The organism is Streptomyces sp. NPDC056452, assembly GCF_042796085.1.
Classification (GTDB): Bacteria; Actinomycetota; Actinomycetes; order Streptomycetales; family Streptomycetaceae; genus Streptomyces.
Window position 1 is genome coordinate 1 of sequence record NZ_JBHTRI010000012.1, and the last position, 13,224, is coordinate 13,224.

Consider the following 13,224-nt stretch of genomic DNA (forward strand, 5'->3'; position numbering starts at 1 on the left):
GTTTTCACCAAGCTCGACCGCCAGGACATGGACGGCACCCTCGCGAAGCTCGTCGGCATCTGGTAGTTTGTCGGGGCGGCGGTTCCGCGTGAGCAGGGGAGACAGGAGTCGAACCTGCGGCATCCGGTTTTGGAGACCGGCGCTCTGGCCTCTGAGCTACACCCCTTCGGCGTGATCATCCTGGCAGCGGTCACCGCCCGCCGACAAGCGGATTTCCGCGGGGTGGCGTCCGAACCCTGATGCGCCCCTCGGTGGCCCGAGGGGGACGCGTAGACTCTGCTCCCGTTTCCGCTGATTGGCGGGCATTACCTATCGATGGGCAATTCGCCGTGAGTTTCGTAGACAGATCCGAAGCGCCGATCTACGCCGGCCTCGTGGAGGAGCAGGGCGACGTTCCCGCCGAGGTGCGACGAGTGGCCGAGCAGACCCTGCGAGAGGTGGACCGGGCGCTCGACTTCAGTGCGGTACGCGCACCGGCATCCTTCAGGTAGTCCTCGACCCGGTGCCGGCGGTCTCGGTGGACGGAAGCGGGCTGCTCCGGAGGCGGAGCCCTTGCTAGGTTGCAGCTGCCGCCACCGCAGGGTGGGCAGGGCACCCGCGCCTCGGCGTTCTTCGTCCTTCGGAGCATTGCGTGACCATCAGCCTGCACGGCTCAGCCACCGTCCTGTTCCAGGGGGACAGCATCACCGACGCGGGCCGGACGTCCGACCCGGACCACCCCCTGGGCCGGGGCTACGCGCGGCTGGCCGCCGATCTCGTACGGTCCGCGTGGCCGGAGAACGACATCACCTTCATCAACCGGGGAATCAGCGGCGACCGGGCTTCGGACCTCCGTGCCCGCTGGCGCGAGGACGCCGTCGATCTCAAGCCCGACGTGGTGTCCGTGCTGATCGGCGTGAACGACACCTGGCGCCGCTACGAATCGGGTGATGCCACCTCGTTGCGTTCGTACGAGGACGACTACCGGGCCATCCTCACGCAGATCCGGGAAGGTTCGGGCGCGCAGCTGATTCTCGTCGAGCCCTTCCTGGTTCCGGTCACGGCCGAGCAGTGGGCCTGGCGCGAGGACCTCGACCCCCGGATCCACGCGGTCCGCCGGCTGTCCGAGGAGTTCGACGCCATGCTGCTGGCCGCCGACGGTCTGCTCAACCAGGCCGCGCGGACCGCGGGCGGCGCCGAGCACATCGCCGGGGACGGCGTCCACCCGACCCCGCTCGGGCACGCGGTACTGGCAGAGGCCTGGACGGCGCTCGTCGGCCTGTAGCCACGCGCATCGCTCCCCACCCGATCGGCCTGATTGCGTCGGTCCCCGCAGGGCCGGTCGGATCAGGCCGAGCCGGGCCGGACGGTGCCGGGCCCCGAGGAGGACCCCTGGGCAACGGGAATCCGGGCCCAGACGGTCTTGCCCGCGCTCGTCGGAAGAGACCAACCCCAGGAGCTGCTCAGCGCGTTGATGATGCGCAGACCCCGTCCGCGCTCCAACGATTCGTCGGCGTCACGCAGTACGGGGACATCGGGGCTCGGATCGTTCACCGCGCAGACCAGCGTGCTGTCCTGACGTGCGAGGCCGAGCCACGCCGTGGACCTGGCGGCGGACTCCCCGGACGTGGGCAGCGCGTGACACACCGCGTTGCTGACCAGCTCGCCGGCAACGAGCGCGACCTCGTCCGCGCAGGACCGCAGCCCCCACTGCTCCAGCGCGTCGCGGACGAACAACCGTGCCCGCTGCAGACTTTCGGCATCGGCCGCCAGGCTGTGGGTGGTGAATCCGGCTGCCCCGATGCCGAGGTCCCGCGCCCAGTTCCGGCGAAGTGCGCCATCGCTTTCGGCCAGATCCGACGACTCGGCGTCCTCTCCGTGAGCGAGTGCGTTCTCCGCGTGCATGAGCGCTGATCACCCTCCGGTGAAAGCCGATTGGTGGTGCCAAGGGGGCCGGACGCCCACTAGTATCCTCGCCGTCCGCCCTTCCGTGCAATTGCATCCGAAATTGCACCCCCGGGTGTGAGCAGGGGGCAACTGTTCACCCGGTGCGGGCCCTGGCCGCGCGCCAGGAGTGGTCCGAGCAACTGCCGCACAAGGAGTGCACCGCATGCAGCACATTGACAACGGCGTTCCCGCCGACTCCCTCACCGATGTGACCTGGATGAAGAGCCACCACAGCAACCCCAGTGGAAACTGTGTCGAGATGGCGCTACTGCCCGGCGGCGATGTTGCTGTACGCAACTCCAGGCATCCCCAAGGGCCAGCCCTCGTCTACACCGAGGCCGAAGTGCGCGCCTTCCTCGCAGGCGTCAGGGACGGTGACTTCGACAGCGTGATCGGCTGAAAGCACGCCATGTTCTCGTGCTGACCCGGTCCTTCCGGGACTCCCTGATGGCACACTGGCGTGGAGACGTCCGCCTTCAGGAGCCCGCATGCCCGGCATGAAACCGCTGCAGCCTTCACGGAAGCCGGCGCCCGCCCCGGCCGCAGGGTCGTCAAGTCCCACGGCCCTGCGTCTGGTTCTGGGTGCCCAGCTCCGACGTATGCGGAGCGAGGCGGGCATCACGCCCGACGACGCCGCCGCCCGGATCCGCTGCTCCACGGCGAAGATCAGCCGGATGGAGACGGGGCACTCCCCGTGCAAGGAACGCGACGCCGTCGACCTGCTGGCGCTCTACGGCGTCACGGATCCGGACCGGGCAACCGAGTTCGTCGAACTGGTGCGCGTGGCCGGGCAGCGTGGCTGGTGGCGCAGCTACGCCGATGTGCTGCCGGACTGGTTCGAGCCCCTGGTGGGCCTGGAAGAGGCAGCCGCGTCCATCAGGACCTACGAGGGGCACTACATTCCGGGGCTCCTGCAGACGGCCGACTACGCGTACGCCGTGGTGCGTTCGGGACATGCCATCGAGCCGGAGGAGACGACGAGGCGGCGCGTCGAACTGCGTCTCAAGCGACAGGAACTGCTGCACCGTCGCGATGCGCCCAAGCTCTGGGTGCTCCTGGACGAAGCGGTCCTGATGCGGCCCACAGGTGGCGCCCGTGTCATGCGTGAACAGCTGGCCCACCTGCTGGAGATGACAGAGCTGCCCAATGTGATCGTGCAGGTGGCCCCCTTCGAGGTGACCGCCCACACGTCGCCCGGCAACGGCATCACGTACCTGCGGTTCGCGATGAGCGGACTCCCCGACGTCGCCTACATCGAGCACCTGACCAACGCCACGTCCGTGAACAAGCCGGAGAGCACCGACGAGTACCGGTGGATCCTGGACTCCCTCAGCGCCCAGTCCCCGAGCCCCGTCGAGAGCCGGCACCTGCTGGGGCAGGCGCTCAGGCGCTACACCTGAGCGGAGCCGGCGGAACGGCGGTCGGGCCGCGTCACGTCACTACTTGCGGGCGACGCCGCCGAACTCGATCCACTCCTGGGTCTCCTGCTTCGGCGCCAGATCCGAGTCGGGCCGCCAGGTCGACACCTCCACCAGGCCGGGCTCCAGCACCTCCAGACCCTCCAGGAAGACGCGTACGTCCTCCTCCCGGCGCACCCGTCCCCACCGGTTGCCCGTGCTCTTCGCCATGAAGTCCGTGACGAAGTCGCGGGTCGCCTTGTCCTCGCTCACGAGCTGGCACACCACGAGGAAACTCCCCGGAGCCAGCCGGTCCGCGACCCGGCGTACCAGCGCGGCGGGTTCGTCCGAATCGGGGATGCAGTGCATCACGGACACGAACAGTGCGGCCACGGGCTCGTCGAAGTCGATCAGGCGGGTGACCTCGGGGTGCGCGAAGATCGTTTCGGTGTCACGCATGTCCGCCTGGATGACGGAAGTCCGGCTGTTCTCCTCGAGTATCGCCTTGCCGTGGGCCAGGACGATGGGGTCGTTGTCGATGTACACGACCCGGGCCTCGGGGTCGACGAGCTGGGCGACCTGGTGGACGTTGTCCTGGGTCGGCAGGCCGGATCCGTGGTCGATGAACTGCCGGATCCCGTACTCGGACGCCAGGTGGTGCACCACCCGCCGGAGGAACCGCCGGTTGTTCACGGCGAGGACCTTGGTGCTCGGAACAACCTCCAGCAGCTGTTCGCAGGCGACCCGGTCGGCCGGGTAGTTGTCCTTGCCGCCCAGGTAGTAGTCGTACATCCGCGCCACGCTCGGCACGTTCACGTCGATGTTCTTCGGAATGGAGGTGTCCCCGTTGCTCATCCAGCCCCTCGCCAGGTCAAAGAGAGAATTTTCTTAGCCGTGAGGGGTCATGCTAGGGACCTCGTCGTGGGGCTGACAGTCCTCGGGGGAGTGAGGTGGCGGCGTACGGAGGTGAATCGGCCAGATACAGCGGCTGCGGTGCGCCGGCTCCACCCGATTTCACGACGCCGAAGCATGCGCGGTCAGGGGGTGCGTCGCCCCAGGACATGAAGTCTCCCTGGTCGGAGGGCCGACGGGGATCGACCATGAGCGTCACCGGCGGCCTTTCGGGCGTGCACGCACACAACGACGGTGCTGGGGGCGCTGTTTCAAAGCGGCCGGAAATCGCCTGACGTTCCGTCCGTTTCCACGAGAAGCCCGTACCCCCGGCCGGTGTTCCTGTGGCGGACCATCGCGGCTCCAGTCCGGCGCACTATCGTGAACGGCATGTCCGCCCCTGAGCTGATCCGCATCGTCTCCCGCGACTCACCCATGGCCCTGGCCCAGGTCGAACGCGTCCGGACCGAACTGGCGGCGCTCCATCCCGCCACCGTCACCGAGGTGATCCCCGTCAGAACGACGGGCGACAAGTGGATGGGCGACCTCGCCCTGGTCGAAGGCAAGGGCGCCTTCACCAAGGAGGTCGACGCCGCTCTGCTCGCGGGCGAGGCGGACCTCGCCGTGCACTGCGTCAAGGACGTCCCCGCCGACCGGCCCCTGCCGGCCGGCACGACGTTCGCCGCCTTCCTCGAGCGGGACGACATCCGCGACGCCCTCGTCCACCCGGGGGGACTCACCCTCGCGCAGCTCCCGCCCGGGACGAGGATCGGCACCTCCTCCGTGCGCCGTGTCGCCCAACTCGCCGCATCGCACCCCCATCTGGACTGCGTGCCCTTCCGGGGCAACGCCAACCGGCGTCTCGCCAAACTCGCCGCAGGCGAGGCCGATGCCCTCCTCCTGGCCGTCTCCGGACTCCGGCGCATCGACCGCGCCGACGTGATCACCGAGATCCTCACGGCCGACGCCATGTGCCCCCCGATCGGCGCCGGAGTCCTCGCCCTGCAGTGCCGGGAGGACGACACCGCCACCATCGACGCGGTCAGCGGACTCAACCATCCCGACACCTACCGGGAGACCACGGCGGAGCGGATGTTCCTCCATGTCCTGCAGGGCCACTGCAACTCGCCGATCGCGGGCTACGCCACGGCCCATCGCAACGGCGATCTCTCCCTTCGCGCCTGTGTGTTCACCCCCGACGGTAAGACGGTGCTCAACGCGCACGAGTGGGCAGGACCTCTCGACGCGGCGACCCTCGGCACCTCCGTGGCCGTCGCCCTGCTGCGTCAGGGCGCACGCGAACTGATCGACAACATCGCGCACTGACCCATCGAAGCGGCGAGGCCGGTCCGGCACCGTGCGAGCGCCTCGCCGTACAACCCTTCTGCCTCACGCGCGGTCGAACAGGACGCCAGGAAGGAACGGGCCCTTTCCGGACATCCCCCCGGCGCCTGCCCGGTCGTCCTTGAGCCAAGGAGCCGCTCGTGCGCACACACCGTTCGGCCGCCGTTGCCGCGGCCGCAGTACTCCTCTCGGCGGGAGCGGCCATCGCCGCACCCACTGCCTACGCCGGCACCCCCGGCGGAACGCACGCAAGTGACCGCAACAGCGATTTCAACGGCGACGGCTACGAGGACGTGCTCATCGGCGCTCCCGGCGGGACCGTCAGCGGGAAGAAGAGCGCGGGATACGTGACCGTGCAGTACGGCGCGTCCGCCGGCATCGGTACGAGCCGCGCCGCGCTCATCAGCCAGTCCACGTCCGGAGTCGCCGGATCCGCAGAGACGGGTGACCGTTTCGGCGCCGCCCTGGCGACCGGTGACCTCGACGCGGACGGCTACGACGACGCGATCGTGGGCACCCCGGGAGAGGACCTCGCAGCCGGCGCCGACGCAGGCCGCCTCACCGTCCTGTGGGGTTCCCCGAAAGGGCTGACCGGTGCCGCGAGCGACTGGCTGGATCCCGCCGAGCCCGCCGCCGGGAAGAAGTTCGGCAGCGCCCTCGCCGCGGCCCGCTTCAGCCCCGACACCCCGGGCGACCACCTGGCCGTACTCGATTCCGAACAGCTCCATCTGTACGCGTACGACACGGCTTCCAAGGCCGGGACGGCCCCCCTGCAACGCACGGAGTTGAGCCGCCCCGCCGCACGGGCCCAGGAACGGCAGATCCTGCCCAGGTCCCTGACCACGGGCGACTACGACAACAACGGTCTCGCCGACCTCATCGTCTCCGGAGTCACCGGGGGCGCCGAGCCCGGCTACGGCTGGTCGTCCTTCTTCTCCGGCCAGGACGAGGGACTGGTGTACGAGCGCGACCTGCGTGGAGGCCCCGTCGCGGCGTCCGGAGACATCGACAACGACGGCTACGACGATCTGGTCACCGGCGAGCCGAACAGCCCCGACGACGGCGGCGAGACCCTGAGCGGTGGCCTGGTCGGTGTCTACCACGGCAGCGCGGACGGCCCGCTCGGCATCGACGGAGCGGGCAGCCCGCCGCAGTGGTGGACACAGGACTCGGCCGGAGTACCCGGAACGGCCGAGCGCGGTGACGGCTGGGGCACCGATCTGTCCGTGGCCGACACCAACGGCGACGGCTACGCGGACGTGGCTGTGGGTGCGGCCGGCGAGGACATCGGCACGGTCGCGGACGCGGGAGCGGTGTGGGTGCTGCGGGGAGCCGCCGCCGGCCTGACCGCCACGGGTGCCGCCTCGTGGGACCAGAACTCCGCCCAGGTACCGGGCGCGGCGGAGAAGGGCGACCGCTGGGGCGGCCAGGTCAGGCTGACCGACCCGAACGGGGACGGCCGCTTCGGTCTGCTGGCCTCCGCCCCCGGCGAGAACACGGGCGACGGTGTGGTGTGGGTGCTCCCGGCAGGATCCGGCGGGGTCACCGCCGCCGGATCGTGGACGTACGGCGCCGGCTCGCTCGGCGCACCGGCCGTGGACGCCGCGTACGCGGCGGCGATCGACGAGTAGTCCACAGCCCGCAGCGGGCGGCCCGGCGGAACCCCATGTCCGCCGGGCCGCGCCTTGAGGTCGTCGGGATCGACGGCCGTCATGTCGTCGCCCGGTTCGCGCCCGCCCCTTTGCGCGTGGGGGCAGGGCACACCCACTCGGGCACGCTCCTGCACGGGTCACCGTTGGGGACGGGTAACTGAGCGGGCGGGCCTCCCACTCCGCCGGCTGCGGTGCTCTGCATGCCGTCGCGGCCACCCCATTCGGCGTACCCGCGCCCGACCGGTCCCGCCCCCGTTGCGGGCCGCCGTTTCCGGCTTCCTGTTCCGGCCGACGTGCCGGACCGGCCGCCCAGCGTTCGCGGAGCGAGGATGCTGAGGGGCACCATGCACCGGGGTGCGCCCCAGCGATGTCCCCAGGGCACTGCGCCCGCCAGGCACGAGGAGAAGCCCATGGCTCAGTTCGAGGCGACGGTCGAGATCGACCGTCCTGTCGACGAGGTTTTCGCGTTTCTCGCAGACGGCGAGAACGACAGGAAGTTCAGCCCGCGTGTGCAGGAAATCTCCAAGACCCCGGCCGGTCCGACCGCCGTGGGCACCGTGTTCCGCAGCACGGTGAAGGACGCCGGCATGACGACCCGGAGGGAGTTCCGGATCAGCGAGCTCGTCGCACCGACCCGGATCCGGTGGAACGAGCTGTCCAGCAACCTCGTGACAGCCCGCGAGGGCGGTTACGACCTCGAGTCCCTCGCGGACGGCCGGACCAGGGTGCGCATCTTCAACGAGCTCGAGGGCCACCGCGTGGGCAAGCTCCTGGTCGGCCTCGCCGTTGCCGGGGCACGAAAGGACGCCCCCGCGTTCGGACAGCGGATCAAGGCCGCGGTGGAGGCGTCCTGAGAGCGTCCTGACGCGCTCCCGCCCCGGCTCGTCACATCCGGGCACCGACGGCGGCGCCGTTGCGGGGTACGAACAGCTCCGGCGCGGAGGGGACGGAGCCGTCGGCCGCGCGTGCCCCGGTGACGGCGCCCGTGTCCGTACTCAGGACCGAAGCCTCGTTCCATGTACCGCCGAGGTTCCATGAGTTGCCGGCGGCGACGGTTCCCGCACCGACGGCGGCGGCCCGTCCGTCGCCGACGGACAGGTTGCCGGTGAGCACGGCGACCGCGCCGGCGGTGTCGACGTCGAAGCCGGTGCCGCTGTTGCGGAACGTGGTGTTGCCGGTCAGGGCGAGGGCGCCCGGATTTCCGTTGTCTGTGACCCCGTGCTTCGCGTTCTGGAAGGCGAACGAGTTGCGCAGTGTGTGCCCCATCGCCGGGGCGGGCGTTCCCCCGCCGAGCTTGAAGCCGTTGCCGTCCCCGGCGAAGTCGGGGAAGTCCCAGCGGTTGAACCCGTTGCCGTACGCGATCGTGCTCTCGATCAGGATCGGGGAGGCGAACTTCCAGGCGTCGAAACCGTCGTCGACGTTGTTCCACAGTCGTGCGCCGCGTACGACGTTGCCCGTGCCGCTGCCCTCCTTGATGCCCAGACCGTCCGCACTCTCGCCGTTCTTCCGCGGGTCGCGGTTGCCGTAGCTGTCGAGGTCGAGGATCTGGTTGCCGCTGGAGTCCCCCTGGAGCTGGAAGCCGGTCTCGTAGTTGTCGCGGGTCGTGAGCCGGGAGAAGACGTTGTTGTCACAGCCGTCGCAGTAGTAGCCGTACGGACCGTTGACGATCTCAAGGCCCGACACCCGCCAGTGGGACGCCTCCTGGTGGACGGCACCGCGCTCGGCGCGCGGGATGCTGCCGCCGACCGGTGTGTGGGACGCGGGCAGCTGCTCCCCGTCGATGACGACCCGTTCACCTTGGTACGCACCGAGGGAGATCGGCAGGGACGCCTCACCCGAGGTGGTGATGGTGATGTTGTCCACCAGCGCGTACGTGCCGCCCCGGATGGCGATGGTGTCACCGGGGCGTGCCTTGTCCACGGCCTTCTGGATGGTCCGAAGGGGCTGGTCGAGGGTTCCGGCGGCTGAATCGTCCCCGTCCACGGCCACGACGATGGCCGACGAGGCGGTGGCAGCCTCAGCGGGTACCGCCACCGCCGAGAGCACGGCACTCAGCACCACTGCTGTGGACATGCTGACGACACGCATACGAATTCCTTCTTCCTGGCCGACGGCTGACAGGAAGACAGTGGTCGCCGATGTCCGAAAGGTTGCCGCTCAGCGCTCCGAGAGCTCCGAGGGGGCCTCCTGAACCACCCAGCCGTTGCCGTCCGGGTCCTCGAACGACATGAACGAGTTCCAGGTTTCGCCCTTGCCGTCCTCCCAGCCCGTCGCGCCGACGTGGCGGATCGGTGAGACGTCCACGCCCCGCTTCACCAGTCCCTCGCGGGTCGCCTCGATGTCCGTGACGCAGAGCTGAATGCCCTGCAGTGCGCCCGGAGCCATCTGCTTCATACCGGGCGCGGCGGGCATCCCTTCGAGCATCGCGATCGAACACCGTGAGCCGGGCGGGGTCAGCTGGATGATGCGCATGCCCGGGGCGACCTCGTCGTCGAGGTCCAGCTTGAAGCCGGCCTTGTCGGTGTAGAACTCCTTCGCGCGGTCCATGTCGGTGACAGGGACGGGGATGACCTCGATGGTCAGATTCATGGGAGTCTCCTCAGAAGTACGGGGTGCGGTGGCCCGCAGACACCGGGGCGGATCCACCGTCGCCCACGAAGGAGCTGCCGCGCACGCCGAAACGCCAGACAGGTCCGCACTTTGTGCGGTGCGCATCCCGTCGGGCGGTACCGGGCGCCCTCCGGCGCCCGGGCCACGGACCGGCCGGACAGGATCGACGCCCGGGCACCCGGAGGATCAGCCGATCAGCAGGTCCCGCTTCAGGTCGTGCAGGTCCTTGCTGCTCAGACCGAGCGCTCGCCGCTCGTACGTCCGGAAGGATCCGAACGTCCGGGTGACCTCCTGGAAACCCGAGTTGAGGTATGCGGCGCGGACGTCCAGCAGCGGCTTGTAGACCTCCGCCTGTTGCGGCGGCATCGACGCGAGTGCCGCCGCATTGGCTTCGGCACGGTAGTCGTTGGAGGCGAGGTAGTCCGCCATCACCGTGTTGCGGGGCACGCCCAGCGCGGTGAGGAGGGCGGCGTTCGCCCAGCCGGTGCGGTCCTTGCCCGCGGTGCAGTGGAACAGGACGCCCCGCGCGTCGTCGTCCGCGATTCCGGAGAACACCGTGCGGTAGGCCGACGTGGCGGTGTCGCCGCTGACCATGAACTTCTCGCCCTCGACCATCATCGAGGTCGCCTCTGCGGCGGTCGTCGGCATGGTGGTGAAGCCGGGAGAGCCGGCCAGCACATCGGCGACGACGTGGGTGGCGCCCGCGGGGACGCGATCGGGGGCTGCGTCGCGTTCCGACTCCATGCGCAGGTCGAAGACCGTACGGACGGACAGGCGCCGGAGTTTTGCGAGGTCAGCGGCGGTGAGCCTGTCGAGGGCGTCGGACCGGTAGATCTCGCCCATCTTCACCCAGTGCCCGTCCGTGGTGCGATAGCCGCCCGCGTCACGGAAGTTGACGGTGCCCTCGAGCTGTACGAGTCGGTCGGCGAGGCGCAGGGAACCGCCGCGGGCGGGGGTGAGATCGAACCACTGGCGGTCCTTGGCGGGCAGCCCTCGCACCGTGACTTTGCCCGTCGAGCCGCCGGTGGCGACGGTGCGGCCGTCCGCGCGGACGGCGACATGACGGACACCGGGGGCGGTCCACTCCACGGTGAATGAGCCGTCCTTGTTCGCCGTCACCTCGGCGGAGCTGAACGGGATGCGCGTGTGGGAGGAGCGCTCGTGGCCGGCGGGGGAGTGGCCCGTGGCGGCGGGGGCGGCCAGGCCGACGAGAAGGGCAGCGGCCAGGGCGGTGGAGGAGGCCCTGACGCGAGTCATGTGCGTCATGAGGGCATCGTCGGGAGCGCTGAAGAGATCGGCGGGAACGATCGGTGAACGCCGCCCGAACGTGTTGCTTTCCCGGTGGCCGTGCCAGGCGCGTGGGACATCTTGTGCCCCCGTGGGCCCGGTCCTCCCGCGGGGGCGGTGAACGCGGCCCCCGCGCCGCCTCATGCCTCCGTGCAGCTGAAGTCCTCCGGCGAGGTCCGCAGCTTGTCCAGCAGTCGACGCAGAGTCGTGAGCTCGCGCTCGGACAGGTCCGCGAACAGTTCCCGTTCGACGGTGTCGAGCGCGATGTCCGACTTCCGGAGCCGCGAGCTCCCCTCGGGGGTGATCTCCACGATGTGCCGACGGCGGTCGGCGGGGTCGCGCCTGCGGCGTACGAGGTCGTCGCCCTCGAGATCGTTGAGCAGGGCGACGAGGACGCTCGGGTCGACGTCGAGCCTCTCGATGAGGGCCTTCTGTGTGACAGGCCCATCGGCGAGCTGCAGGAGCGTCATCGTCTTCCGGGGCGTGAGCCCGGTGGCCGCGAGGGCCTTGCGGATCACGGTCTCGGTGATGCCGCCGTGATAGGCGAGCAGGAAGCCGAGGCGGTGGTCCGGGTCGCCGGGCGACGCGGGCGACCCCGCCGGTTCCTGGGTGACCCCGTCCTGAGCTGCCATACCCATACCGTATCAGGGTCTCCATTGTGGAACCTGATAAATCATTGATACCCTTCAATCATATTCAGGCATCCATCATTGAAGACATTGGGGCACATCATGTTCATCGCCTATGCGGCTGTCGGCATCCTTCTCGCTCTGGCTCTCAGCGCCTCGGCCGTACTCACCTTCACGCGCAACGAGGCCGTCACGGCCTCGATGGGCAAGGTGGGTGTGCCCGATTCCTGGTTCCCGAGGCTCGCCGCGCTCAAGGCCGCAGGCGCCGTAGGACTCCTGGTCGGTCTCGCGGTGCCCTTCATCGGTGCCGCCGCCGCAGTCGGTGTGGTCCTCTACTTCATAGGGGCGGTCATCACCCACGTACGCGCGAAGGACTTCGACGTCGCGGCGCCCGTGATTCTCGCTCTGCTGGCCGCCGCCGCGCTCGTGCTGAGAGTGCTGTCGGCCTGAGCCCCGGTGCACAGCGGGGTGGCAACCCCACAGCGGGGTGGCAACCCCAAGCACCTGCTCCGGACCCGCCCGGTGGCGGCCCCCGCCGAGCGTCCTGTCATCCTTCACGGATCCGTCGGACCTGGCGTCAGCCAGGCCGACCGCCAAGACCGGAGCGGTGAAGAGCCTCCCCGGTGAAAAGTGGGGAGCCGGACGTGGAAGCAACGCCTGCCCGAGACGTGCGAGGCGCCCTGCCTCCCGGCCTCGCCGACGCGATACGCGAGACTGCCGCGCAGATCGCGGCACTGCTGCGTGGTCGTACCGACACCGGCGGCCCGGTTCCGGGCTCGATGTGGACGCTCGGCGAGGCCGCAGCCCATCTGGCGCAGGCCAACGAGCTGATGGCGGACATCGCCTCGGGCCACGAACGCAGTCACGGTGACGGGACGGCCCCGAGTCTGGCGGAGGCCAACGAACGCGCGCTCGCCCGGTTCGGCGAGCGCGCCGGTGACCCGCTGGCCGACATGATCGTGGCGCAGGCCGATGTGTTCCTCGACGCGGCGCAGCGGCGTGCGGCCGACGAAACGGTTGCTACGCCGCTCGGCCGCATGGACATGGCTGTCTTCGGCTCCTATCTGCTCACGCACATGCTCGGCCACGGCTACGACCTCGCCCGTGCCGTCGGGCGGCCGCACATGGTCGACCGTGCCCGGGCCGAGCTGGCCCTGCCGTTCATGTTCGCGGTCATGCCGCATGTCGTCGATGCGGCCGCCGCCGGCCTGACTGCCCGCTTCGCGATCAGGCTGCGCGGCGGGACGCGCTTCACAGTGACCTTCACCGACGGTGCGGCGTCCGTGAGTCCGCGCCCGGAGAGTCGCACGGACTGCACCATCCAGATCGAGCCGGTCACCTTCCTGCTCATCGCGCTCGGCCGCTGCGACCCGTGGGGGGCCATGGCCCGCGGTCGCATTCTCGCCTGGGGCCGCAAGCCCTGGCTCGCACCGCGGTTCCCGAACCTGTTCAAGGCGCCCTGAAGGGGACCGGACCGACCGGCCGAAC

At 69.8% G+C, this 13,224-nt stretch carries 15 protein-coding genes and 1 tRNA gene; 9 read left to right on the top strand and 7 right to left on the bottom strand.

Annotation, left to right across the window (positions count from 1 at the left end; genetic code table 11):
* Positions 1-93: 93 nt before the first annotated feature.
* A tRNA-Trp gene (locus tag ACFQ6X_RS14045) sits at positions 94-166 on the bottom strand.
* Positions 167-329: 163 nt separating this feature from the next.
* On the opposite strand from ACFQ6X_RS14045, the gene ACFQ6X_RS14050 reads away from it, so the two are divergent.
* Together ACFQ6X_RS14050 and ACFQ6X_RS14055 are read left to right on the top strand one after the other, a co-directional pair.
* Positions 330-491 carry a hypothetical protein gene (locus tag ACFQ6X_RS14050; protein WP_351174722.1) on the top strand — a complete coding sequence of 54 codons (162 nt, stop codon included), beginning with the start codon at positions 330-332 and terminating at the stop codon, positions 489-491.
* A gap of 140 nt (positions 492-631) precedes the next feature.
* The gene (locus ACFQ6X_RS14055) at positions 632-1,264 is read left to right on the top strand and encodes an SGNH/GDSL hydrolase family protein (RefSeq protein ID WP_383180852.1); all 633 of its coding nucleotides are present in this window, start codon (positions 632-634) and stop codon (positions 1,262-1,264) included.
* A 62-nt stretch (positions 1,265-1,326) separates the two neighbouring features.
* Here the strand turns inward: ACFQ6X_RS14055 and ACFQ6X_RS14060 are convergent, their stop codons facing one another.
* Positions 1,327-1,884 (bottom strand): ATP-binding protein, encoded by a 558-nt coding sequence (locus tag ACFQ6X_RS14060; protein WP_383180855.1) that lies wholly within the window; start codon positions 1,882-1,884, stop codon positions 1,327-1,329.
* A 205-nt stretch (positions 1,885-2,089) separates the two neighbouring features.
* On the opposite strand from ACFQ6X_RS14060, the gene ACFQ6X_RS14065 reads away from it, so the two are divergent.
* Positions 2,090-2,326, top strand: a complete 237-nt coding sequence (locus tag ACFQ6X_RS14065) for a DUF397 domain-containing protein (protein WP_329204306.1) — start codon at positions 2,090-2,092, stop codon at positions 2,324-2,326.
* 88 nt (positions 2,327-2,414) lie between these two features.
* Positions 2,415-3,326, top strand: a complete 912-nt coding sequence (locus ACFQ6X_RS14070; protein WP_383180858.1) for a helix-turn-helix domain-containing protein — start codon at positions 2,415-2,417, stop codon at positions 3,324-3,326.
* A gap of 39 nt (positions 3,327-3,365) precedes the next feature.
* Here ACFQ6X_RS14070 and ACFQ6X_RS14075 read toward each other — a convergent pair whose 3' ends face one another.
* Entirely contained in the window at positions 3,366-4,178 is an 813-nt protein-coding gene (locus tag ACFQ6X_RS14075) for an SAM-dependent methyltransferase (protein ID WP_383180861.1), read from the bottom strand.
* A 426-nt stretch (positions 4,179-4,604) separates the two neighbouring features.
* Here ACFQ6X_RS14075 and hemC point away from each other — a divergent pair, with 426 nt between their 5' ends.
* The 3 genes from hemC (at position 4,605) to ACFQ6X_RS14090 (ending at position 8,064) form a co-directional block, all read left to right on the top strand.
* Positions 4,605-5,540, top strand: coding sequence for a hydroxymethylbilane synthase (hemC, locus tag ACFQ6X_RS14080; protein ID WP_383180864.1), 936 nt, complete (start codon positions 4,605-4,607; stop codon positions 5,538-5,540).
* 158 nt (positions 5,541-5,698) lie between these two features.
* Positions 5,699-7,189, top strand: coding sequence for an FG-GAP repeat protein (locus tag ACFQ6X_RS14085; RefSeq protein ID WP_383180867.1), 1,491 nt, complete (start codon positions 5,699-5,701; stop codon positions 7,187-7,189).
* A 431-nt stretch (positions 7,190-7,620) separates the two neighbouring features.
* A complete protein-coding gene (locus ACFQ6X_RS14090) occupies positions 7,621-8,064 on the top strand; it encodes an SRPBCC family protein (protein WP_383180870.1) in 444 nt (147 codons plus the stop codon).
* Positions 8,065-8,095: 31 nt separating this feature from the next.
* On the opposite strand, the gene ACFQ6X_RS14095 is transcribed toward ACFQ6X_RS14090, so the two are convergent.
* The 4 genes from ACFQ6X_RS14095 to ACFQ6X_RS14110 all read right to left on the bottom strand — a co-directional run bounded on the left by ACFQ6X_RS14095 (position 8,096) and on the right by ACFQ6X_RS14110 (position 11,739).
* The gene (locus ACFQ6X_RS14095) at positions 8,096-9,298 is read right to left on the bottom strand and encodes a right-handed parallel beta-helix repeat-containing protein (protein WP_383180873.1); all 1,203 of its coding nucleotides are present in this window, start codon (positions 9,296-9,298) and stop codon (positions 8,096-8,098) included.
* A 69-nt stretch (positions 9,299-9,367) separates the two neighbouring features.
* Positions 9,368-9,799 carry a VOC family protein gene (locus ACFQ6X_RS14100; RefSeq protein WP_383180876.1) on the bottom strand — a complete coding sequence of 144 codons (432 nt, stop codon included), beginning with the start codon at positions 9,797-9,799 and terminating at the stop codon, positions 9,368-9,370.
* 207 nt (positions 9,800-10,006) lie between these two features.
* Positions 10,007-11,086, bottom strand: coding sequence for a tyrosine-protein phosphatase (locus ACFQ6X_RS14105; protein WP_383180879.1), 1,080 nt, complete (start codon positions 11,084-11,086; stop codon positions 10,007-10,009).
* Positions 11,087-11,247: 161 nt separating this feature from the next.
* Positions 11,248-11,739 carry a MarR family winged helix-turn-helix transcriptional regulator gene (locus tag ACFQ6X_RS14110; RefSeq protein WP_383180882.1) on the bottom strand — a complete coding sequence of 164 codons (492 nt, stop codon included), beginning with the start codon at positions 11,737-11,739 and terminating at the stop codon, positions 11,248-11,250.
* Between the two features lie 99 nt (positions 11,740-11,838).
* On the opposite strand from ACFQ6X_RS14110, the gene ACFQ6X_RS14115 reads away from it, so the two are divergent.
* Together ACFQ6X_RS14115 and ACFQ6X_RS14120 are read left to right on the top strand one after the other, a co-directional pair.
* Entirely contained in the window at positions 11,839-12,186 is a 348-nt protein-coding gene (locus ACFQ6X_RS14115; protein WP_383180884.1) for a DoxX family protein, read from the top strand.
* A gap of 194 nt (positions 12,187-12,380) precedes the next feature.
* The gene (locus tag ACFQ6X_RS14120; protein WP_383180887.1) at positions 12,381-13,199 is read left to right on the top strand and encodes a maleylpyruvate isomerase family mycothiol-dependent enzyme; all 819 of its coding nucleotides are present in this window, start codon (positions 12,381-12,383) and stop codon (positions 13,197-13,199) included.
* Positions 13,200-13,224: the final 25 nt, after the last annotated feature.